We start from the raw sequence: 20,671 nt of genomic DNA on the forward strand, positions 1-20,671 counted from the left end.
GACGATGGAACAAACCACCACCTACGAAAAAATCGGCGGCGAGCCGACGGTCGCCAGATTGTGTGACCGCTTTTATGAACTGATGGGCACGGCGCCGCAGTTCAGGGAACTCCGCGCCATGCATCCCGAAGACCTGCAAGGCTCACGCGACAAGCTGTTCATGTTCCTCTCCGGCTGGCTCGGCGGCCCGGACCTTTTTGTCGAGAAATTCGGTCATCCGCGCCTGCGCGCACGCCACATGCCTTTCGCCATCGGTACGCAGGAGCGTGATCAGTGGGTGGCCTGCATGGTCCTGGCCATGGAGGATGTGGGGATCGAAGCGGATATCCGCGCCAAATTGCTGCAGAACTTCTTCAATACCGCCGATTTCATGCGTAACAAGGAAGGCTGATCGCCTTCCCGCCCGTTTCAGGCGAGCAGTTCGGCAACGCGCTGGCGCAAGGCGGGCAGAACCGCCTCGGCGAACCACGGGTTGCGCTTCAGCCAGATGTTGTTGCGCGGACTGGGGTGGGGCAGCGGCAGGACGGCTGGCCAGGTGCGGCGCCAGTCGCGTACCGCGTCAGTCAGCGAGGCGTGGCCGGGCAGATGGTAGGCCATGGCGTACTGCCCGATGACCAGTGTCAGTTCGATGTGCTGCAGTTCGGCCAGCAGGGCCTGTCGCCAGGTCGCGGCACATTCCGGGCGGGGCGGCAGGTCGCCCGCGTGGCCGCTCCCGGGATAGCAAAAACCCATGGGCAGGATGGCGAAGCAGGCTGGATCGTAGAAGCTTTCGGGCGACACGCCCAGCCAGTCCCGCAGGCGGTCGCCGCTTGCGTCGTCGAAGGGAATGCCTGAAGCATGTACCTTGCGGCCAGGCGCCTGGCCGGCGATCAATATCCGGGCAGCGGCCCCAGCCTGCAGGACCGGCCGTGGTCCCTGCGGCAGGTGGGGGCTGCAGATCTGGCAGCGCTGTATGTCATCGAGCAGGGCAGGCAGGCGGGTCATGGCGGTGGCTCAGCAGGTATTGGTCTGCCTCAGTGTAGCGCTGTCTGGCGGGGTGCAGGGCAGACGCCATGTTCGGCTTTGCGGGCCACTAAAACTGCAAAGAAATTTCGCGGAATATGCTGCGCCGCAGCACGGGATGATAGAATCCTGCCTTTGATTTTTCAGGCCATTCTCGATCCATGTCCGCTCGTCCGATTCGCAACATCGCCATCATCGCCCACGTTGACCACGGCAAGACCACCCTGGTTGACCAACTGCTCCGCCAGTCCGGCACTTTCGCTGCACACCAGCAGGTGGTCGATTGCGTCATGGACTCCGGCGATATTGAAAAGGAACGTGGCATCACGATTCTTTCCAAGAACACCGCGGTCGAGTACGAAGGCATCCACATCAACATCGTCGACACCCCGGGGCACGCCGATTTCGGTGGTGAAGTCGAGCGCGTGCTCGGCATGGTCGATGGCGTGGTGCTGCTGGTTGATGCCGCTGAAGGCCCGATGCCGCAGACCCGCTTCGTGACCAAGAAGGCACTGGCCCAGGGCCTGCGTCCGATCGTGCTGGTCAACAAGGTCGACCGCGATGGCGCCGATCCGGACAACGCCGTGAACCTGACCTTCGACCTGTTCGACAAACTGGGTGCCACGGACGAGCAGCTCGATTTTCCCATCGTTTACGCATCCGGCCTGAACGGCTGGGCCGCGATGGAACTCGACCAGCCGCGCGAGAACATGAAGCCGCTGTTCGACACCATCCTGCGTCACGTGCCGGCCCCGGATGCCGACGTCGATGCACCGCTGCAGTTGCAGATCACCGCGCTCGACTACTCGTCCTACGTCGGCCGCATCGGTGTCGGCAAGATCATCCGTGGCCGCGTCAAGACCGGCCAGAACGTCATGGTCATGTTCGGCACCGAGGAAGAGGCTGCCGAGCATGATCGCTCCCCGATCAAGGCCAAGATCGGCCAGGTGTTCGGCTACAAGGGCCTGAACAAGGTCGAGATGGAAGAAGGCCTGGCCGGCGACATCGTCCAGATCACCGGTATCGAAGACCTGGTGCTGGGTTGCACGGTGACCGACCCGGATCAGCCGGAAGCCCTGCCGCTGCTCAAGATCGACGAGCCGACACTGTCCATGCAGTTCATGGTCAACACCAGCCCGCTGGCTGGCACCGAAGGCAAGTTCGTGACCAGCCGCCAGATCCGCGACCGCCTGCACAAGGAACTGCTGACCAACATGGCGCTGCGCGTCCATGACACCCCGAACGGCGACGTGTTCGACGTCTCTGGCCGCGGCGAACTGCACCTCGGCATCCTGCTCGAGAACATGCGTCGCGAAGGCTACGAGCTGGCCGTCGGTCGTCCGCGTGTCGTCAAGAAGGTGATCGACGGCGTCGAGTGCGAGCCGTACGAGCAACTGACCGTTGACGTCGAGGAAGAGCACCAGGGTGGCGTCATGGAGGCACTCGGCCTGCGCAAGGGCGAGATGCTCGACATGGTGCCGGACGGCCGCGGTCGCGTCCGTATCGAGTACCGCATCCCGGCCCGCGGCCTGATCGGTTTCCAGGGCGAGTTCATGAACCTGACCCGCGGCAACGGCCTGATGAGCCACGTTTTCGACGAATACGCCCCAGTCAAGGAAGGTACCGTCGCCGAGCGTCGCAACGGCGTACTGATCTCGCAGGACAACGGTGAAGCCGTCGCCTACGCGCTGTGGAAGCTGCAGGATCGCGGCCGCATGTTCGTCAGCCCGGGTGAGAAACTGTATGAAGGCATGATCATCGGTATCCACAGCCGCGAGAACGACCTGGTCGTGAACCCGATCAAGGGCAAGCAACTGACCAACGTCCGCGCCTCCGGCACTGACGAAGCCGTCCGCCTCGTGCCGCCGGTCCAACTCAGCCTGGAAGCCGCCGTCGAATTCATCGACGAGGATGAACTGGTCGAGCTGACGCCGAAGTCGATCCGTCTGCGCAAGCGCCACTTGACCGAAATCGAGCGCAAGCGGGCGGTGCGCGGCCTGTAAGCGACAAGCCATGAGCTTCTGCCAGCCCTGCAAGGATCTGGTAGCGCGTCACAGGAAGGCGGCCCGATGGGCCGCCTTTTTTGTCGGACTATCGATTTTCTTCACGATACTCGGGGCGATGACCGACCCGGTGACCAGTATCGGGATGTGCCACGTTTATCCGTAGCCGCCGGTTGGCACGGCAACCGACCAGCAATGTACGGGGGAGCGTAGGGGCAGCGGCGGTCAGCCGCCGGTCATCGACATGAAGCGGACGACCTGCGGCGCATCCATTTGCTGCGTGAAGTCGTGGCCGTAGGGTTTGATCCCCATGCTATCGACGATCAGCTGGCGAACCGCCGCGTCGTCGCCGGAGCGCAGCGCCGGCAGGAGATTGCTGGCATCGTTCTGCCCGAGGCAGGGGTAGAGCTCGCCCTTGGCGGTGATCCGCACGCGATTGCAGGTATCGCAGAAATTATGGCTGTGCGGCGAGATGAAGCCGATGCGGCTTTCGCTGCCGGGAATTCGCCAGTAGCGTGCCGGTCCATCCGAGCTTTCGGTGGATGGAATCAGATCGAAATGTTCGGCGAGTCGGCTACGGGTTTCTTCGGAAGAAATGAAGGTGTTGCCCCGGCCGTGAATTTCACCGAGCGGCATTTCCTCGATGAAGGAGATATCCAGTTCCTGATCGACGGCAAAACGGACCAGATCGACGAATTCGTCGTCATTGACGCCGCGCATCATCACGGTGTTGAGCTTGGTTCGCGTGAAACCGGCTGCCCGCGCCGCTTCAATGCCGGCCAGTACCTTGCCCAGTTCGCCGATTCGGGTGATGTTCCTGAAGCGCTCGGCCTGCAGGGTGTCCAGGCTGATGTTGATGCGTTTGACCCCGGCGGAACGCAGCGGCTGGGCGAAGCGCTCAAGTTGCGAACCGTTGGTCGTCAGCACCAGGTTTTTCAGGCCGGGCAGGGCGCCCAGGCGCTCGATCAGCCACATCACATCCTTGCGGACCAGCGGCTCGCCGCCGGTAATTCGCAACTTGTTGACGCCCAACCCGACGAAGACGGAGGCGACACGCAGACATTCTTCCAGGCTCATGACCTCTTGGCGCGGCAGAAAGGTCATTTCTTCCGACATGCAGTAAGTGCAGCGGAAATCGCAGCGATCGGTGATCGACAGGCGGACGTAAGTAATGCGCCGCCCGTACTTGTCGAGCAGGGTGCCTTCGCGGTGGGCGTTGGCCGAGCGGGAGATGCTCGGCGTGAATCCGGCTAGTCCGGCAGGAGTGTTCTCTGGCCTGAGTGTTTCGTTTTGCATGGCGGACGTCAGCTCGAAAATCCTGCAGGAAGGGTAAATGTCTGGGCGCCGATTATCGGTTCCGTATTTCCTTAAAACAAGTAGAGAGATCAAAGTTTGAAAAGTTCGCGCGGCGTAGCGGCAGCGGAAAAAAAGATCCGGGCGCGCAGCCAGAACGTGAGGCAGTGGTTATGCTGCCACGCGCTGCAACAGGGCCGATAGTCGCGGGTAGTAGCCGAGAATGCTGACTTCGAGCCGGCGGTTGATCTGGATCGATTCGGCGACATCGCGAGCCGCCGCAGATTGCTCGAGCAGGGAAGGGAAGGCCAGGCGGGCGTCGAGCATCGAGAAGATCTTGTAGAGCAGCATGCCGCAACTCTGATAATAGGCGGGGTCGAGGCGGACATGCTGGGCGCCCGAGTCGCACGCATCGATATAGGCTGCCGCGGTATTGGCCGTAGCGGCCAAGGCAACGAGGGCCGAAGGGCTAAAGGTCGGGTTCACGAGGCACTCCTGGAGTGCGCAGTTGATCTGACTACAGGGTAGATAAAGAGGGCGTTGCTGTCAGCGAACTATTTCACGATTCGACAGGTGACGCTGCCATCGGGTGGCGGATTGTCGGCCGTCTTCCCGTGCCGGGCGTTGCCAATCGGCATCGATTCGGCTACGGTAGCCCGAAAAGCAAAAAGCCCAGTCCGAAAACTGGGCTAAGTGCTTGATTTTTTGGCTCGCCAGAAGTGACGGTTCTGAGAACTGGATCGTCCAGATTTCAATTCATAGGTCGGCCTCGACTTCGGCCAGGAAACTCGGCCCCGAATGCTTTTGACGCCCAAGACGTAAGTTTACCGACATCAGCTAATTGCCGCTCCTTCCCGATATCGCTCTCCCGAGGCTACGCCGAGCCTTGATCAGCAGATTCAATGGCTCGCGCAGCGAATCAAACCCGCGTGATTTTAGCTTTTCGTTATCAGTGCATTCTCTGCCGTGCGCATTGCTTCCGAGGCGAGCGGAACACCGCAATAGACGGTCGCGTGCAGGATAACTTCGCGAATCTCTTCGTCCGACGCGCCGTTGTTGCGGGCACCGCGCACATGCCCGGCCAGTTCGTGCTGCCGACCGAGCGCCGTCAGCATTGCCACCGTGATCAGGCTGCGCTCCTTGAGTCCGAGGATGCCCCTGCGCCACACCGATCCCCAGGCGTTTTCGGTGATGAATTCTTGCAGCGGGCGGCTGAAGTCGGTCGCCTTGGCGAAGGCTTGATCGACAAAGTCATTCCCCATCACCTGTCGGCGAATCGCGAGGCCCTGTTCGTACGCGTCATTCATGTTTATTTTCTCCATTCAGTCCGGTTCGTAGAGTTGCCTGAGGCCAGGTAGCCGCTGACACGCGATTGTCCAGCGGCGCACCGCAAGACGAGTCAAATGGCAGTCTGCACGGAGGCAGGCCATGTCGCTTTCCAGGGGCACTCGTAGGTATTATTATCCGAGGCGTTAGCCAGCACGGACAAAGCGGTTCCATGACCTTGCCGGGCTGTGTGGCAGGTAATCTGCACATTGCTGCCCGACTTCGGTCGGTGGCTCAAAGTCAACTTTGGCCGAAACCCTAACCTACTGGGCGTAAAGTAAAACTCCGACAAAGCTGCCCTGTGACAAATATGTCGGCTTTGAATATCTTGTTTGATATATTTAATTGCCTCCACGGCTGTTTGGCTTGAACATGGAGAGCAGTTCCAAACACCCATTGGGGTCATTCAAAGCATATTCACTGGGTTGCGATGCATTTAAGAAATTTGAAAACCCGGGTATTTCCTGAAGGCCCGGGTCGCTCAAGTCGCGAAACCCCATTGACCAGTCGGGAAAAAGACGTGATTCGACATCATTTTGCAAGATCACGGTTACATACCGATGGCGGCGATCGACTTTGATTTTATCGAGAACCTGTTTGACGACAGACTCCTCCCCCTCCAGCAATTGAATAAAGTCACCATCCTTATAGAGCAGCATACCGGTCACTGCCAAGCGCTGGTTCTTTTCACGGACTAAAGTCAGCAACTGCAGTAATTCTGCTTTGCTAAACAATTGAGTTGCGGCACTGACATATATGACCTGATGCATCGATTTGTCCCTTATTCTTCTTGATAATCTCGTTCGCCGATTTGAAATTCAACGTCTAAGAACCAAGTTCCACATTGAAAAAACCACCTCGACTTACAACCACTGTATTTTCGATATCGTTCAACTTCAGCGCGCAGCGACAACCCTATTGCGTCCTGTTTCCTTGGCTTGATAGAGCGCCGAATCTGCACGACTGATCAAGCACTCTATTGTTTCTTCCTGCTGATACTGGGCGACACCGAGACTGATTGTGATGTGCGGCAAATGCGGCGCCTTGAGCTGCTCGACTGCGGTTCTCAGGATTTCGGCCAGATGCAGGGCGTTTTCGAGATCGGTATGTGGTAACAGGATGATGAATTCCTCGCCACCCCAGCGGCATAGCGCATCAATCTCACGAATCCGGTTTTCCAGTGTACGGGCAAGCAGGATGAGAACCTCGTCACCTCGCTCGTGGCCATAGCAGTCGTTAATCTGCTTGAAATGATCGACATCGAGCATCAGCAGGCTGAAGTCGGCATCGTGTCGCCGCCGCTGGTGGCGTAGTTTTTCGAGCAGCCCTAGAAAATACCGGCGATTCCACAGGCCGGTCAGGTAATCACGCCGGGCGGCGAATTCCAGCTCGTTCTTAAGACGCTTTTGCTCGGTAACATCATGGATGATGCTCAGCATCAAACGCTTGCCGTTCAACTCAAGCGGCCCGGCATAGGTTTGCACATCGCGTAGGCTGCCATCAGCGAGACGATGTACAAAATTGAGCGGTCGGTGGCCGCCGGCCAGCTTCGCCACCTCATGCATGATCGGCAGTACGTTGCGTCCGAGTGAGTTGATTTCCCAGGTGTGGAGGCGACAGAAAGCCTCATGCGAATAGCCGTAGAACCGGCAGGCGGCTCGGTTGGCATCGACGATCAGGCCATCCTGTCCGGGATCGATCAGGAGCATCGGTGCGCTGCTTAACTGGAATAGCTTTTCGTACAGACATTCGTCACCATCGCCGGTCGGCGAAGCGCCGGACATTACCGGCAGGCTGGCCAGTATCCCCTCAACCAGAATCTGCTCGCAGCCCACCGTAGATTGGAGCAGGAAGAGATGGCAACTAAGCGGGACAGCCTGCCCCTGGCAACACACCGTCCATACCTCGGCCACGCGCTCACGAGCCTGCAGGACCGGCAGATAGGCTGAAAGGAATTCCTCGGCACCCGCCGAATGGCAGCCCTTTCGCATCTCGGATAGCGCCATGCCGGCTGTAAGGCTTTCTGATGCTGGGTTGCGATAAACCACCTCCTCCTCACCTACCGAAATGATCCAAATTGGTGTTGCTAGGAGATCGAGTGCCTTGTGTTCAAATCTCATTGTCCGTTCCCGCTGCAATCTGCATCCGATTGCGCCCGGCGCGCTTGGCTGCGAATAAGGCGGAATCCGCCATTTTGATCACCTTGCGGTCAACATCCCTCAGGGTAGACATGGCAACGCCCGCGCTGAAGGTGGTGTAAAAAACGTTTTGGTCGGCGTATTGGGGCAGTTCTGCGAAACTGCTGCGCAGTTCCTCGATGACCCGACAGGCGTTTTCAGTATCGGTATCCGGCATGATAACCAGAAACTCCTCACCACCGTAACGACCAACGATATCCGTGCTGCGCAGGCGTTCGCGAAGCAGGCGGGCAAGGCTCAGGATGACATGGTCGCCGACGACATGCCCCCAGCAGTCGTTAAATGACTTGAAGTGATCGATGTCGATCATCGCCACGCTCAATGGCTTTCCGACCCGCTGCGCCCGGCGCAACTCGTGATCCAGCTGCTCCAGAAGGCGCGAATGGTTCAGCAGGCCGGTGAGGCTGTCCTGGAGCATCAGCGAACGCATCGCCTGATAGTGATGGGCCCGGGTTGACACGACCTTGACCAGTTCATCGGGGGCGACGGGTTTGGTGAGGAAGTTGTCACCGCCCTGGCCCAGCGCAGCAAGTTGCTTGGCGGGATCGCGTTCGGCCGAAAGGAAGATGAGTGGCACACCCATGTAGGCATGGTGCTGTTGAATGACGCGCGCCAGCTCGACGCCACTGACTTCCGGCATGTAGAGATCCATCAGGATCAAATCTGGCCGGAAGTTTTCCATCACCTCCAGCATCTGCAGCGGCTTGCTGACCACACAGGCCATCATCCCGGCCTGCTCCAGCGTAACGGCATACAGATGTGCCAGCGAGACAGCATCCTCGACGATCAGGACGCGATAGGCGGGCCGCTCCTGCTTAAGGCCAAGAAGACGGTCGATCGTATCGATGAGCTGGGCCGCATCGAAGGGCTTGGCGAAAAATGCCTGACCATTGGCCCGCACGCCCCCCAGGCGGCTGGACATGGTGTCCGAGGCGCTAACAAAGACGACCGGAATCCTGCCCTTGATCTGCGCATGCAGCATGGCAATGGTTTGCGGGCCGGATGTCTTGGTTTGCGGAAACAGCACATCCATCACGATCAGGTCCGGCGACGTTTGCGCCAGATAGACCGGCAAACAGGTCAGGTCATCGAGCAAGTCCACCTGAAAGCCAAACTGTGCCAGTTGAGCCGCCAGCAGGCGACTGAAGGCTACGTCGTCGTCCACAATCACGATACGCTGGCTGTATGGATACGCCCATTCTTGATGCGCCCGGACAACAACGGCACATGTTGCGGCTCGGGCTTGGCCAGCTGCGCCCCGAGCCGATTTAGTTGCTGGTGCAGACGCTCCTGCAAGTGGCTGCCACTCTGGCCCAACCGCGCCAGCACCATGCTGGCAGTTTCCTCGACTAGGATCGCCGCCTCGGCCACCGCCGGGTAGCCATAAGCCCCGGCCGACCCCGCCAAGTCGTGGGCGATGCGTTGAATTTTTTCCAGCGCGGCTTGCGTTCCCCGCTCTGGCCCCTGCCATGCCGCCTGCAAGGCTTCCAGTCGGCCGGCCAGTTCGCGCTCGAACACCGCGACCAGATCATTCGTATTCTTGTCGTTCATTCAGGTCGGTCTCCACCTGCGGGTGAGGGAGGGCGGGCCGTAGCCGCCCTGAGCAGTTCAAGCGCACGGCACAGATCGAAACCTTCCAGGGCCGATTCGAATTCGCCGCACCGCGGCCCGAGGTAATCCCCCTGCACGGCGCGATTTTGTATCCAGAGGAGTTGGGCATTGAAATCCCGCCCCACCAGCAACTGGGCATACTTCCTAACGGAAGAGGGGGCACTGGCCAAGCTTGTGCTCGACCACAAGCAATTGAGTGATGAAGGAATGGCGAAGCTCAGCCAATTTGCCTGACAACTTTGGGTGCAGATGGTCGTATTGCGCGACCAGAAGAAGACCATTGCTACCTTAAGTCTGATCAGAAATTTCCGCAGCAGGAGCGCTCGCCGGATATCCATCACTTAACTCGCTGCATCACCTGCACCATCAAGTCGGCAACATCCAGCATGCGCCGAATACTATCTTTGACGAATTCTTGGGAGTATGCGTCGCCACCAACGACAACGAGCCAAGTCTTGTCAGGTAGTTGTTCCACGCGATTCTGCGTTGCTAGCACCTTCAATTTGCGGCGCACGGTTTCAACAGGTAAACGGGAAACTTCGGAAATATCAGTAAGCCGGGCGGGTTTCATGAGCCCGCGCATACCAAACTGCGTCCAGATTAGTTTTTTTGGATCAATGGTCGGCTGAACCACCCCAGAAAGATTGTATTGGGCTAAGGTACCCCAGATGTAGCTTGACTCAAGATCCAGCCCCAGTTCCACCATAACGCGACGCTGGGTGTCGAGCATAAATCGCGAGAATGCGATGGATATGATGGGATACGCAATCGATATTCGATCATCGAAGTCAGAAAACTGTTGGCTCATAAACGGATTATTGATTTTGACATTTCTGCACTTTATGTTCTTTGTGCATATTCTTACTCAAAATTAGCCATCCGTTATGTAGGCTTTCCCAATTTGAGAAAGACTTACGGCGCACTGCTTATTGCCTTTTTATTCGCACGCCCTTTTTTTACAAAAAACATTCTTAATATTTATCAAGCGTTATCGATTTTCCACTTTGAAATCAGGCGCAGGCAAATTCTTGTCTGAAACAAAACGACCGCAGCATCCATATCCCGTGGGGTTGGCGATGCCCATCGCTTTCCGGCTACGCACCACCCGAATGATTTCCCCGCATGAAGAGATTTTTGTTACAGCCCAGTCAAGGTGAACAGCCACCTACGCTCGGAAGCGGTAACAGAACATAACCGTCGGCCGTTAAACGCTCGTTCAGATAGCGGGCAGTAATCACCGCCTCCGGCCCGTCGCCATGCACGCAAATGCTGCCGATGGCGCACGGCAAGCGCTTGCCGCTCACGCTGACGATTGCCGCCTCATCCAGCATGCGCCGGACATGTACGTAGCTGGCTTCGGCACCGTGGATCATGGCATCCGACCGGCTGCGGGGAACCAGTTGCCCATCATCGAGATAAGCCCGATCGGCGAAAATTTCCTCGATCACCGGCAACCCGGCGGCATGCCCGGCGGCACAAAGTTCTGAGAGCGCCGGAGCAAGCAGGATTAGCTCTGGATCGTAGGCGCGGATAGCGCGCACGATGGTGTCTGCCAGCACACGGTCGGCACAGGCCGCGTTGTTGAGTGCGCCGTGCGGTTTGACGTGGCGGACCCTCAGCCCCTCGACTTTCGCCATGCCGTCAAGCGCCGCGATCTGGTAAAGGATGGCGGCCTCCAGTTCATCCGGCGCCATGGCCATGCGGCGGCGTCCGAAGCCCTGCAGGTCGGGATAGGAGGGATGCGCCCCGACGCTGACCCCCTGCTCGCGGGCAAGGCGCAAGGTCTGCCGCATGACCAGCGGATCACCACCGTGGAAGCCACAGGCGAGGTTGGCAGAACCGACCAGACGCAACATTTCCGCATCGTTACCCATCTGCCAGGCCCCGAAACTTTCGCCGAGATCGGCGTTGAGATTGATTTTGCGGGTCATTGTCTGCTCCTCGTCTTGCCTATCGTTAAACCAGTGCGACAGCTTCGTCGCCACGAATCGCGCCGCTGATCAGGTTACCTTCGTAAAGTGCCGTCTCGTCCACCACGCCGGGCGGACAGAAGGCGCCTATGCTCGTACACCAGCGCGCCACTCGGCTGGCCAGGTCGCGCAGCGCAGCGGCAGCCTGAGCGTGGTCCACCGCAGCAAAATGAATATTGTCTCCCGGCCGCACATGAGCCAAACGTGGCAGATCGGCGCGAATGACTGTCCCGATCTTGGGGTAGCCGCCTGAGGTCTGGCAATCAGCCAACAGGACGATGGGCTGACCGTTTGCCGGCACCTGAATCGAGCCGGGCGCCACCCCGTCGGAGATTACCTCCGCGCCGCGTTCGTTGTGGGCCAGCTTGTCGCCCTCGAAACGGATGCCCATGCGATCCATGTCCCGCGTCACCGCGTAGGGGCGACTGAAAAAGGCGGCCAGCGCGGCCGGTGTGAAATGATCATCCTGCGGCCCAGGGATGACACGAATCGGCCCCTGGTTGACCGGCCACGGCAGGGTGCCGCAGCTCTCCAACCATGGATTACCGCTCAGCGGCGCACACGGCAGATGCTGACCGACCGCCAGCGGCAGACCGTCAGTACCGCCGAGCCGGGCACGAACGTAGGTCGACCGGCTGCCTAGTTGTCCCGACACCTGAAATCCGCCGGTGATGCCCACATAGCCGATGCCTTTCGTGACGCCGCCGATACGCACGATGTCGCCCGGAAAGAGCGTTGCCGTCTGCCAGGGTTCGACCTTGAGCAAGCGGCCACGGGTCGTCACCACCTGGGCTGACAGTTCGCCGGCCAGCGAAATCCGCACGGTGCCCGATAAGGCCTTCAGCGCCGGCCCGGCCAGGCAGACTTCGAGAACCGCTGCATCGCGATCATTCCCGAGCAGGGCATTGGCGGCTGTCATCAGGCCGGGGTCGAGAGCCCCTGAAAGCGGCACCCCGATATTGCGATAGCCCGGGCGGCCACGATCCTGAATGGTAACGGCCAAGCCGGCCTCGACGACTTCGACGATGGCGCTCATCATTGGCCTCCTTCGCGCATCAGCAGGGTCAGGTCGAAACGACCGGCAGCACACTCGTGGTCGAGTTCGGCATAGCGTGTCGCGTCAATCGGTTCCCATACCACTTCGTCACCCGGCGCCAGCAGCGCCGGCCGGCGAGCATTGTTGGCATCGAACAGGCGGATCGGTGTGCGCCCAAGCAACCGCCAGCCGCCAGGGCTCTCCCAAGGATAGGCAGCACACATGCGCCCGGCAATGGCGATCGAACGGGCCGGCACCACCTTGCGCGGGCTGGCCAGGCGCGGCATGTCCAGTTCTTCTGGCACGGCACCGAGGTAGGGAAAGCCGGGCAGGAAGCCAAGCATATAGACGGAGAAAACCGTACCGGTCATCACCCCGACGACTTCGTCCGGGGTCATGCCCTTGGCGGCAGCGACATCGATCAGGTCGGGGGCACATTCTCCCTCGAAACAGACCGGAATATGCCATCGGCTACCGGCAGCAGAGAGAACGCCGCTCTTCCCCGCCACGTCAAGCAGCAAGTCGTGCAAGGCCATGGCATCGGTCTGCTCAGGATCGAAATGCACCGTCACTGAGCGGAACGTGGGCACCCATTCAATGACGCCATGCAGGCGACCGTCGCTGGAAAGCATGTCAAGCAGGCTGCAGAAGCCAAGCACCCGGCCGTGGATAGCCGGATCGATGGCAGCGCCGAACTCGACAGTCCAGGCACCATCCCCCACAGCCAGCAGGCGGATCGGGGGAAAGGAGGCGTGTGCGGGCATGACCGGCCTTTCGTTCAAGGATAGAGGCCGCGCAGCTTGCGCGCCATCAAAACACGTTCGCAACCGAGCACGAAGGCGGCGGTGCGCAGCAGGATGCCCTTGTTCTGCGCAGCGTCCCATACGGCAGCGAAAGCATCGCGCATGATCCGGTCAAGGCGCGAATTGATTTCCTCCTCTGTCCAGAAAAAGGCGCTGATGTCCTGCACCCACTCGAAATAACTAACCGTCACACCGCCGGCGTTGGCCAGCACGTCGGGCACCACCAGCACCTTGTTGTCCTGGAGGATCAGGTCGGCCTCCGGCGTGGTCGGCCCGTTTGCGCCTTCGGCAAGGATACGGGCGCGGATGGCGGGGGCGTTATGTTCAGTGATCTGGTTTTCGAGTGCGGCGGCGACCAGGATGTCGACGTCGCAGGCCCAGAAGTGTTCGGCATCGATCGCTTCGGCATCGGGAACGCCAGCTAGCTGGCCGGTTTCGATACGGTGCCGGTGAACCCGGCGGACGTCGAAACCGTTCGGGTTGAAGATGCTGCCGGTTTCATCCTGAATGGCGACCACCTTGGCCCCGGCATCGGCGAACAAGCGCGCTGCCGCCTCTCCAACGTTGCCGAAGCCCTGTACGGCAACCCGTGCACCGGGAATCGACAGGCCAATGCGGCGTGCCGCCTCGACCGTGCAGATGAAGACGCCGCGCCCGGTCGCATCATGACGCCCGAGGCTGCCGCCGAGCGTCACCGGCTTGCCGGTGACGACACCCGTCGCTGTCCGGCCCTGGTTCATCGAGAAGGTGTCCATGATCCAGGCCATGACCTGCTCGTTCGTATTGATGTCGGGTGCCGGGATATCCCTGTCCGGGCCGATCAGGATGTTGATCTCGCTGGCGTAGCGGCGGGTCAGGCGCTCCAGTTCGGGCATCGAGAGCTTTTTGGGATCAACCCGGATGCCGCCCTTGGCCCCGCCGTAGGGAACGTTGACCACGGCATTCTTGATGGTCATCCAGGCCGACAGCGCCATCACCTCGGATAGCGTCACCTCGGGATGGAAGCGGATGCCACCCTTGCCCGGGCCGCGTGACAGGTTGTGCTGAACGCGATAGCCCTCGTAATGGGCAATGACGCCGTTATCGAGACGGATCGGCACATCGACGATCAGCGCGCGCTTCGGGCGGATCAGGGTTTCGACCCAGGGTAGCAATGCCTTGTCGAGGTAAGGGGTAACGCGCTCGATCTGGGTCAGGTAGGTTGCCCAAGGGCCGAGCGATTCAATAGACAGATAGGACGGGATGGCTGTCGTGTTTTGCATGTTCATTTCTCTCGTGACGGGCCTGCCGGGCACCCCGCAGGGTGCGCCGGAACAATCGCCAATCGTGGGGGAGCTTGGATTCAGGCCGGTTGCTGGGCGAGATCGCGACCGCGGGTTTCCGGCAACGGCAAGCAGACCAGAATGACCAGCAGGTAGCCACCGGCAGCGAGCAGGCCGATCACTTCGCCGAGCGGCATCGTGGTGCTCAGGTAGCCGACCAGGGCCGGTGAAAGGGCGCCGGCAGCACGTCCGAAGTTGTAGCAAAAGCCTTGCCCCGAGCCGCGCAGTTCGTTGGGGTACAGTTCCGCCAAATAGGCACCCATGCCGGAGAAAATGCCGGAGAGGAAGAAACCGAGCGGAAAGCCAAGGAAGAGCATCATGCTGTCGGTGATCGGAATATGAGTGTAGCTATACACCAGCACACCGCCACAGGCTGCGAAGAGCATGAAACAGTGGCGTCGGCCGAGACGGTCGGATAGGTAGGCGCTGGTCAGGTAGCCGACGAAGGAGCCGAAGATGAGGACGAGCAGATAACCGCTGGTGCTCAGCACCGACAATTTGCGCTCGACCTTGAGAAACGTCGGTAGCCAAGTCGTGGCGGCATAATAGGCGCCCATCATGCCGGTGGACAAAAGACTGGCGAGGATCGTCGTCTTCAGATATTTGGGCGAGAAGATTTCCCAGAAATTACCGCCGCCTTCAGCCTTCTTTTTTGCTTGGGCGACCTGGAAGACCTCTGGGTCGCTGATATTCCGACGGATGTAAAAGATCAGGAAGGCGGGCAGGATGCCGAGCCAGAACAGCACTCGCCAGGCCTGCTCGGCCGGCAGCACGGCATACACCGCCCAGAACGCGATGGCGGCAACGCCCCAACCGACCGCCCAACTGCTCTGAACCAGACCCACCGCCTTGCCGCGATGCTTGGACTGGATCATCTCAGCAATGAGTACGGCGCCGACCGACCACTCGCCACCGAAGCCAAAGCCCTGCATGGCGCGGGTAAAGAACAGTTGCTCGAAGGAGTTGGTGAAACCGGACAGGAAGGTGAAAAAGGTGAACCACATCACCGTCCACTGCAGCACACGAACCCGGCCATACTTGTCGGCCAGGATACCGGCTGCCCAACCGCCGATGGCCGAAGTAATGAGGGCGCCAGTGGCGATGTAGCCGGCCTCAACCTTACTCATCGCCCAGGCCGCCATCAGCGTTGGGATGAGAAAGGTGTAGATCATGTAATCGAAGGCATCGACGCCATAGCCGGCAAAGGCGGCGACCAGCGTCTTCCTCTCCTGAGTGTTTGTTTCCTTAAGCCACACGATTTGTCTCCTTGGTGTGCGGTGGAGACCGCCGTCGCGAGTCTGTGCTGCGCTCGGCGGTCAGCGGTTTGGGGGGATTAAAATGCCAGTTCGCTGTCCAACAGATCGGTGACCAGCATGGCCCCGGGGGCATGGGTGATGCAGAATTCCGGCTTGGCCTGCATGACGACCGCCTGGGGCGTAACGCCGCAAGCCCAATAGACCGGCATTTCGCCGGGCAGGATGTCCACCGCATCGCCGAAATCCGGTTTGGCGAGATCGGCAATCCCGATCAAGGATGGATCGCCGAGGTGCAAGGGAGCACCGTGTACCGCCGGCACACGGGCCGTCACCTGTACCGCCCGGATGGCGTTGGCCGGCGTCATCGGTCGCATCGAGACAACCATTGGACCGCTGAAGGGACCGGCTGGGACCGTCTGGATATTGGTCCGGTACATCGCTACATTCTTGCCCTGCTCCACATGGCGCAACGGAATGCCGGCATCAATTAGAGGCTGCTCGAACGAGAATGAACAGCCAATGATGAATGTCACCAAATCGTCACGCCACAGGCCACGGATGTCGGTCACTTCTTCGGTCAGTTCGCCATAGCGCCAAACTCGATACAACGGCACATCGGTTCGGATGTCTAGATTCGCTCCCAGGCGCGGCAGGTTCGGATCTCCTGGCTCGGAAACAGCGAGTAGCGGACACGGCTTAGGATTGCGTTGGCAGAAACGAAGGAAATCATTGGCTAGCACTTCAGGCAGGATGACCACGTTACCCTGAACATAATGCGGTGCCATTCCGCTGGTATGGCCCGCCCAGAGGCCGGCCCGAATCGCCTGGCGTGCCTGCAGGCCGGTTTGTGCAACGAGTTGCATGGCAGTGGTGGATGTCTCTGTATTCATTGAAAGTCTCCAGTTGGATTTTGATTTTCGCGGAGTATGGGTTGCAGGGAGGTGAGTGCGCAAACGACAAATTTCTTTGTGACACCATCGATTTTTTTGGAGTCGATTGAATTTTTCGCCCCCCATTCGCGTTAAGCTGAATACATCCTAATTTCAGCTGCCATGAGCAACTTTGGCCTACGTCCCGGAGGGAGTAACGTGAACCTGCGCTTTGTCGAAGCATTCGCCTGGGTGGCCCGCCTGCAAAGTATCTCGCGTACGGCAGAAAAGCTATTCCTGACCCAGTCTGCGGTCTCCAGCCGGATTGCATCGCTTGAGGAAGAACTGGGCGTCCCCCTGATCGACCGACCGGATCGCGTCTTTCGCCTGACCAACGCGGGCATCCGGTTTCTCAACTACGCCGAGCGCTTCCTCGCACTGCAACTCGAACTCAAGCAGGAATTGGGCGCCCCGGAGCAATTGCCAGTCTCGCTTCGCGTTGGAGGAATCGAAACAGTGCTCCATACCTGGCTCATTCCTCTGATCGAGGCACTGAAGGCCCGCTACCCCAGCATAGAATTCGAATTGAACGTCGAAATGACCCATGTGCTCAACGAGCAGATACGGCGTGGTGGACTGGACCTGGTGTTTTCCGCTGCACCGGCTGAGGGTCCTGGCATCATCAATGAGCCTCTGGCGCCCATGGAAATGATTTTTGTCGGCCCCCTCAGCATGTCTGGAATGCCCGAACTGAGCCTCGACGCCTTGCTGGGTCAGGAATTGATGACCTTCCAACGCGGCTCACAACCGCATATCGCTTTGCTCGACTCCTTGCGCGCCGTCGGCGTAACCGACAAGCGTGTGCATTGCATTTCGTCAATCTCAGCCCTGGTAAAACTGGTAGAGAGCGGCTTCGGCCTTGCGACCCTGCCAAAGGCCGCAGCACAAACGCTCGGCAAAGGTCATGAGATCACGCTGCTGCAAAGTGAGCTGAAACTCTCCCCACTACCGCTCTATGCCAATTACTGGAACAGCTTTGCCGCCCCAGCAGTAGAAAATGCAATTACTAACGCACTTGAATTTACTAGAAACAGATCTGTTGGAAGCTTGAATAGAAGGCCCGGTCAAGAATGACGGAGGCGGCTCCCCCGGATAGCACCGACCATACGCAGCCGGATCAGGATGCACTCCGTGCCCGGGTCGAAGCGGACCGCAGCAGCGCGCTCCCAGCCTTCATCTTCTTGTCCTGTGCTGTCGTCTGGCTGGTGCTGGCCTCCTTTGCCGGGCTGGCAAGCTCACTCAAGCTGCACAATCCCGACTGGCTGACCAACACCCCCTGGCTGACCTTCGGGCGGATACGAACGCTGCATCTCAATGTCGTCGCGTACGGTTGGCGTCTCCAATTCTCTGGGGAGATACCCCGAGTGAACAACCTATGGAGATCACAGCCAGTGGTTAAATTTCGCCAGCTTTCCGCCGAAGAGCGACAAGTTCGGCTTTAACCGCGTCGCGCATTGATTGTCTCGATACCGAAGTGCCCTCAAAGAGCCGTTCTTGTTCTTCGGCTCTGGTATCCATCGTATCAACAGCGAAGTCGAGCCAGCTTAGATAGCCGGTGGGCGGGCTCGGGCTAACCGCCGAGTCAAGCTGGATCTCGGCATGCTTGAGCGGTGCCACCAAAATATCCCGGCATCCCCATCCACGGCAAATCAACTTGCGCACACGTCGCCGGCATGCCTGCGCCACAATTCCGCGACATCATGCGGGGTGACCGTATAGCCGGCGTTGGACGCGGCCGCCACTAAACGCTCGATGTCCGCCGGAAAATCGACCACCGGATCGAAGTTAGGCACAAGTTTCAGCGGAGCAGGAACGAGGCGTTTCATGGGGCGCGGTTTAGCTTAACGGTTTGGGATCCATTCAAGACGTGCCCATATTGATTCGAGTGCGCAGTTCGAGCAACTGACCACGCAACTCAGCGCCGGTCGGCGGTGATATTCTTATTAAATGGAATTGAATATTGCTGTCACTAACCTTGTCTCGTTGATTGGTCTTCTCGAGGAGCGGGAGGTATCGATTCATCCCGGTTCCGTCGGTGTTGTAATAGAAGCAGCTGATCCCGCTGTTGTCATCGTTGATTTCGAAGGTGTACTTGTGTCAGCCGCAGTTACATCATTATTGCCGCTTGTTCGTCGCGGCCTGCCGATTCGGAAGTACCGACTGCATGACCTGCTCGTGCAGATGCCAAACGTGGGGGAAGATGGAGATTTCGAGCGGTCAAGCTGACTAAACTGCTGGTAACGCTTAGGAATCCGAACAATAGTGGCCCACTGTGAGGGCGGCTTTTCTCTCTCGTGTGCGGTCGCAAGCGCGCCACATAAACTTTTTGGCTACACCAGGTAGCTAGCCGGCGGTGGTCGCGGCCGCCACTAAACGCGCGATGTCCACGGGAAAATCGACCACCGGATCGAAGTTAGGCACTTAAACGGTTTGGGTTCTATTCAAGACGCGCCCACATTGATTCGAGTGCGCAGTTCGAGCAACTGACCACGCAACTCTGATGCTTCTGCTTCTACTCGTCGCAGGTAATCGCGCGCCTGGTTTCCATCGCGGACGGCTGCGTCAAATGAGGCCTGCAGTGACGAATTCTGCTCCCGAATCCTCGAGGTCTCTGCCATTGCGCCACGAGCGTCACCTTCAGCACGGGTCAGGCGTGCCTGAAGGTCATTAACTTGTGCTTCTGTCTTTTCGAGTTTGGCATTCAGCACAGCTGCAGTCCGCTCGGCAGCCACAAGAGCGACACGCTCAGCATCCGAGGTTGCCCGCAGCCGCTCAATCTCATCTTCGCAACGAGACAAGCTTTGTAGCTGAAGTTTTGCTCTGGTTAGCTCTATCCGGGCTAACTCCCCAGCTTGGCGTTCGCTCAGGACTGTCTGGTGGCTGCTCTCCAGATCGCTGGAAAGCTGAGCGACACGGCCATTGGCAGCAGCCACCTCTGCGCGCAAGGCTGTGGCTTCCTGTTCCAATTCGTTGATGGTTGCGGCTTGTCGCTCAGATTCAGCAATCAGGTCCCGATTGGCTTGCTCCGCCAGGGCCAAGTCTGCCTCAAGAAGAGCCTTGGCCGTGGCGACCTCTTGCTCAATGAACGTCACCAAGGTGCGCTGCAAGGCGATTGGTAGAACGATATTGGCTTCTATCGGGTGAGCCTGATTTGCTTGCCACGCCTGGAGGTACTTTAAAACAGTGGCCATCGACCCTGACCCCAGCGCCTCACGAACAGCCCGGGCTGTAGGTTTTGCGCCGGTGGCGCGGATTTGTTCCGCGGCGGTGTTAACTGCTTCTTGAGTAATCGTTGCTTCGCGAGCCATGGCCAACCCTAAATTACGATACGTTACGATGTTACGTTACATTTAATGTTGTTTTTGGGTGTAAATCAAGGAGCGCGCGCTCCATTGAGCGCCAAGAGGCTTGGACAGAACCTAGCGAATGGGCCCTTCCTGATAGGTCCGGCAGGACACGGGTACGGCCTGTGAGCGACTGGACGAGGGGATCTTTCGGTGGTGGGCGTGTGCCGCATCATCCCAATGCTGTTTCGGGAGGAGTGTATGGATCGCCTGCGCGTCCTGACGTTGGAAGGGAATCCGCCCCCTTTCGTAACAGCGATGCAGAAGATTCAAGACTGGACCGCCAAGTTTGGCTACGAGGACCTGGATGCTGTCCTTGATTTGATGAAACCTGCACATCGCCGCCTGAGTGAACGCGACAGGCCAACGGCAGCAAAGGCCAAGGTGCTGCCTATTGCCGCTAGCATGAGGCCGGATATCGGCCAAAGCCGCCATTCAGCAGAACAACTGCTAATGGCTGCTTTACACAAAACTCCGGACATGCCCCTCTCTCACCCCGGAAAGCTACAATCTCTGCAGCTGGCGCAGATAGCCGACCGTGCGTTGTAGCTCCCTCTCTCACCCCGGAAAGCTACAAT

General features: G+C 59.1%; 24 protein-coding genes. 6 read left to right on the plus strand and 18 right to left on the minus strand.

Annotated elements, in window-relative coordinates; all coding sequences use genetic code 11:
* The first annotated feature begins 4 nt into the window (after positions 1-4).
* Positions 5-391 carry a group II truncated hemoglobin gene (locus tag K420_RS0112560; RefSeq protein WP_027458372.1) on the plus strand — a complete coding sequence of 129 codons (387 nt, stop codon included), beginning with the start codon at positions 5-7 and terminating at the stop codon, positions 389-391.
* Positions 392-408: 17 nt separating this feature from the next.
* Here the strand turns inward: K420_RS0112560 and K420_RS0112565 are convergent, their stop codons facing one another.
* Entirely contained in the window at positions 409-984 is a 576-nt protein-coding gene (locus K420_RS0112565; protein WP_027458373.1) for a uracil-DNA glycosylase family protein, read from the minus strand.
* A 179-nt stretch (positions 985-1,163) separates the two neighbouring features.
* On the opposite strand from K420_RS0112565, the gene typA reads away from it, so the two are divergent.
* Positions 1,164-3,005 carry a translational GTPase TypA gene (gene typA / locus K420_RS0112570; RefSeq protein ID WP_027458374.1) on the plus strand — a complete coding sequence of 614 codons (1,842 nt, stop codon included), beginning with the start codon at positions 1,164-1,166 and terminating at the stop codon, positions 3,003-3,005.
* A gap of 225 nt (positions 3,006-3,230) precedes the next feature.
* On the opposite strand, the gene moaA is transcribed toward typA, so the two are convergent.
* The 7 genes from moaA to K420_RS20730 form a co-directional block, all read right to left on the minus strand.
* Positions 3,231-4,301 (minus strand): GTP 3',8-cyclase MoaA, encoded by a 1,071-nt coding sequence (gene moaA / locus K420_RS0112575; protein ID WP_084019651.1) that lies wholly within the window; start codon positions 4,299-4,301, stop codon positions 3,231-3,233.
* Between the two features lie 168 nt (positions 4,302-4,469).
* Positions 4,470-4,784 (minus strand): hypothetical protein, encoded by a 315-nt coding sequence (locus K420_RS0112580; protein WP_157275082.1) that lies wholly within the window; start codon positions 4,782-4,784, stop codon positions 4,470-4,472.
* A 449-nt stretch (positions 4,785-5,233) separates the two neighbouring features.
* A complete protein-coding gene (locus K420_RS0112585; protein WP_027458377.1) occupies positions 5,234-5,605 on the minus strand; it encodes a carboxymuconolactone decarboxylase family protein in 372 nt (123 codons plus the stop codon).
* A 360-nt stretch (positions 5,606-5,965) separates the two neighbouring features.
* The gene (locus K420_RS20180; protein WP_084019653.1) at positions 5,966-6,394 is read right to left on the minus strand and encodes a BLUF domain-containing protein; all 429 of its coding nucleotides are present in this window, start codon (positions 6,392-6,394) and stop codon (positions 5,966-5,968) included.
* 126 nt (positions 6,395-6,520) lie between these two features.
* Positions 6,521-7,744 (minus strand): sensor domain-containing diguanylate cyclase, encoded by a 1,224-nt coding sequence (locus K420_RS0112595; RefSeq protein WP_027458378.1) that lies wholly within the window; start codon positions 7,742-7,744, stop codon positions 6,521-6,523.
* Positions 7,734-8,993: a GGDEF domain-containing response regulator gene (locus tag K420_RS18955; RefSeq protein WP_198293843.1), complete on the minus strand. Its 1,260-nt coding sequence runs from the start codon at positions 8,991-8,993 to the stop codon at positions 7,734-7,736. The genes K420_RS0112595 and K420_RS18955 overlap by 11 nt, the downstream gene beginning before the upstream one ends.
* Positions 8,990-9,373, minus strand: coding sequence for an Hpt domain-containing protein (locus K420_RS20730; RefSeq protein WP_051453121.1), 384 nt, complete (start codon positions 9,371-9,373; stop codon positions 8,990-8,992). Before K420_RS20730 ends, K420_RS18955 begins: the two co-directional genes overlap by 4 nt.
* Positions 9,374-9,541: 168 nt before the next feature.
* Here K420_RS20730 and K420_RS21085 point away from each other — a divergent pair, with 168 nt between their 5' ends.
* Entirely contained in the window at positions 9,542-9,667 is a 126-nt protein-coding gene (locus tag K420_RS21085; RefSeq protein WP_269746430.1) for a hypothetical protein, read from the plus strand.
* Positions 9,668-9,770: 103 nt separating this feature from the next.
* Here the strand turns inward: K420_RS21085 and K420_RS0112610 are convergent, their stop codons facing one another.
* The 7 genes from K420_RS0112610 to K420_RS0112640 all read right to left on the minus strand — a co-directional run bounded on the left by K420_RS0112610 (position 9,771) and on the right by K420_RS0112640 (position 16,773).
* Positions 9,771-10,241, minus strand: a complete 471-nt coding sequence (locus K420_RS0112610; protein ID WP_027458379.1) for a hypothetical protein — start codon at positions 10,239-10,241, stop codon at positions 9,771-9,773.
* 340 nt (positions 10,242-10,581) lie between these two features.
* Positions 10,582-11,364 carry a LamB/YcsF family protein gene (locus K420_RS0112615; protein ID WP_027458380.1) on the minus strand — a complete coding sequence of 261 codons (783 nt, stop codon included), beginning with the start codon at positions 11,362-11,364 and terminating at the stop codon, positions 10,582-10,584.
* A 25-nt stretch (positions 11,365-11,389) separates the two neighbouring features.
* The gene (locus K420_RS0112620; protein WP_027458381.1) at positions 11,390-12,439 is read right to left on the minus strand and encodes a 5-oxoprolinase subunit C family protein; all 1,050 of its coding nucleotides are present in this window, start codon (positions 12,437-12,439) and stop codon (positions 11,390-11,392) included.
* Positions 12,439-13,203 carry a 5-oxoprolinase subunit PxpB gene (gene pxpB / locus K420_RS0112625; RefSeq protein WP_027458382.1) on the minus strand — a complete coding sequence of 255 codons (765 nt, stop codon included), beginning with the start codon at positions 13,201-13,203 and terminating at the stop codon, positions 12,439-12,441. The genes K420_RS0112620 and pxpB overlap by 1 nt, the downstream gene beginning before the upstream one ends.
* 14 nt (positions 13,204-13,217) lie before the next feature.
* Positions 13,218-14,510, minus strand: coding sequence for a Glu/Leu/Phe/Val family dehydrogenase (locus K420_RS0112630; RefSeq protein WP_027458383.1), 1,293 nt, complete (start codon positions 14,508-14,510; stop codon positions 13,218-13,220).
* A 74-nt stretch (positions 14,511-14,584) separates the two neighbouring features.
* Positions 14,585-15,820, minus strand: coding sequence for an MFS transporter (locus tag K420_RS0112635; protein ID WP_027458384.1), 1,236 nt, complete (start codon positions 15,818-15,820; stop codon positions 14,585-14,587).
* A gap of 77 nt (positions 15,821-15,897) precedes the next feature.
* The gene (locus K420_RS0112640) at positions 15,898-16,773 is read right to left on the minus strand and encodes a putative hydro-lyase (RefSeq protein ID WP_232422777.1); all 876 of its coding nucleotides are present in this window, start codon (positions 16,771-16,773) and stop codon (positions 15,898-15,900) included.
* Positions 16,774-16,908: 135 nt separating this feature from the next.
* On the opposite strand from K420_RS0112640, the gene K420_RS0112645 reads away from it, so the two are divergent.
* On the plus strand, positions 16,909-17,823 hold the full coding sequence (locus tag K420_RS0112645) for a LysR family transcriptional regulator (RefSeq protein ID WP_027458386.1): 915 nt from the start codon (positions 16,909-16,911) through the stop codon (positions 17,821-17,823).
* 321 nt (positions 17,824-18,144) lie between these two features.
* Here the strand turns inward: K420_RS0112645 and K420_RS20500 are convergent, their stop codons facing one another.
* Entirely contained in the window at positions 18,145-18,366 is a 222-nt protein-coding gene (locus K420_RS20500) for a hypothetical protein (RefSeq protein ID WP_157275083.1), read from the minus strand.
* A gap of 32 nt (positions 18,367-18,398) precedes the next feature.
* Entirely contained in the window at positions 18,399-18,575 is a 177-nt protein-coding gene (locus K420_RS20505) for a hypothetical protein (protein ID WP_157275084.1), read from the minus strand.
* Positions 18,576-18,696: 121 nt separating this feature from the next.
* Between K420_RS20505 and K420_RS20510 the strand changes: the two genes are divergently transcribed.
* Complete coding sequence (locus tag K420_RS20510; protein WP_157275085.1) at positions 18,697-18,975, plus strand: hypothetical protein; 279 nt, start codon at positions 18,697-18,699, stop codon at positions 18,973-18,975.
* A 215-nt stretch (positions 18,976-19,190) separates the two neighbouring features.
* On the opposite strand, the gene K420_RS0112655 is transcribed toward K420_RS20510, so the two are convergent.
* A complete protein-coding gene (locus K420_RS0112655; protein WP_027458388.1) occupies positions 19,191-20,057 on the minus strand; it encodes a DNA-binding protein in 867 nt (288 codons plus the stop codon).
* A gap of 237 nt (positions 20,058-20,294) precedes the next feature.
* Between K420_RS0112655 and K420_RS0112660 the strand changes: the two genes are divergently transcribed.
* Positions 20,295-20,642 carry a hypothetical protein gene (locus tag K420_RS0112660; protein ID WP_157275086.1) on the plus strand — a complete coding sequence of 116 codons (348 nt, stop codon included), beginning with the start codon at positions 20,295-20,297 and terminating at the stop codon, positions 20,640-20,642.
* The last annotated feature ends 29 nt before the right edge of the window (positions 20,643-20,671 follow it).

Origin of the sequence: Dechloromonas agitata is5 (genome assembly GCF_000519045.1) — a bacterium.
GTDB lineage: Bacteria > Pseudomonadota > Gammaproteobacteria > Burkholderiales > Rhodocyclaceae > Azonexus > Azonexus agitatus.

What these genes read in the sequence shown, in the direction of transcription:
- K420_RS0112560 (WP_027458372.1), top strand. Translation starts at nt 5, where the DNA reads ATGGAACAAACCACCACCTACGAAAAAATCGGCGGCGAGCCGACGGTC.
- K420_RS0112565 (WP_027458373.1), bottom strand. Translation starts at nt 984, where the DNA reads ATGACCCGCCTGCCTGCCCTGCTCGATGACATACAGCGCTGCCAGATC.
- typA (WP_027458374.1), top strand. Translation starts at nt 1,164, where the DNA reads ATGTCCGCTCGTCCGATTCGCAACATCGCCATCATCGCCCACGTTGAC.
- moaA (WP_084019651.1), bottom strand. Translation starts at nt 4,301, where the DNA reads ATGCAAAACGAAACACTCAGGCCAGAGAACACTCCTGCCGGACTAGCC.
- K420_RS0112585 (WP_027458377.1), bottom strand. Translation starts at nt 5,605, where the DNA reads ATGAATGACGCGTACGAACAGGGCCTCGCGATTCGCCGACAGGTGATG.
- K420_RS20180 (WP_084019653.1), bottom strand. Translation starts at nt 6,394, where the DNA reads ATGCATCAGGTCATATATGTCAGTGCCGCAACTCAATTGTTTAGCAAA.
- K420_RS0112595 (WP_027458378.1), bottom strand. Translation starts at nt 7,744, where the DNA reads ATGAGATTTGAACACAAGGCACTCGATCTCCTAGCAACACCAATTTGG.
- K420_RS20730 (WP_051453121.1), bottom strand. Translation starts at nt 9,373, where the DNA reads ATGAACGACAAGAATACGAATGATCTGGTCGCGGTGTTCGAGCGCGAA.
- K420_RS0112610 (WP_027458379.1), bottom strand. Translation starts at nt 10,241, where the DNA reads ATGAGCCAACAGTTTTCTGACTTCGATGATCGAATATCGATTGCGTAT.
- K420_RS0112615 (WP_027458380.1), bottom strand. Translation starts at nt 11,364, where the DNA reads ATGACCCGCAAAATCAATCTCAACGCCGATCTCGGCGAAAGTTTCGGG.
- K420_RS0112620 (WP_027458381.1), bottom strand. Translation starts at nt 12,439, where the DNA reads ATGAGCGCCATCGTCGAAGTCGTCGAGGCCGGCTTGGCCGTTACCATT.
- pxpB (WP_027458382.1), bottom strand. Translation starts at nt 13,203, where the DNA reads ATGCCCGCACACGCCTCCTTTCCCCCGATCCGCCTGCTGGCTGTGGGG.
- K420_RS0112630 (WP_027458383.1), bottom strand. Translation starts at nt 14,510, where the DNA reads ATGAACATGCAAAACACGACAGCCATCCCGTCCTATCTGTCTATTGAA.
- K420_RS20505 (WP_157275084.1), bottom strand. Translation starts at nt 18,575, where the DNA reads ATGAAACGCCTCGTTCCTGCTCCGCTGAAACTTGTGCCTAACTTCGAT.
- K420_RS20510 (WP_157275085.1), top strand. Translation starts at nt 18,697, where the DNA reads ATGGAATTGAATATTGCTGTCACTAACCTTGTCTCGTTGATTGGTCTT.
- K420_RS0112655 (WP_027458388.1), bottom strand. Translation starts at nt 20,057, where the DNA reads ATGGCTCGCGAAGCAACGATTACTCAAGAAGCAGTTAACACCGCCGCG.
- K420_RS0112660 (WP_157275086.1), top strand. Translation starts at nt 20,295, where the DNA reads ATGGATCGCCTGCGCGTCCTGACGTTGGAAGGGAATCCGCCCCCTTTC.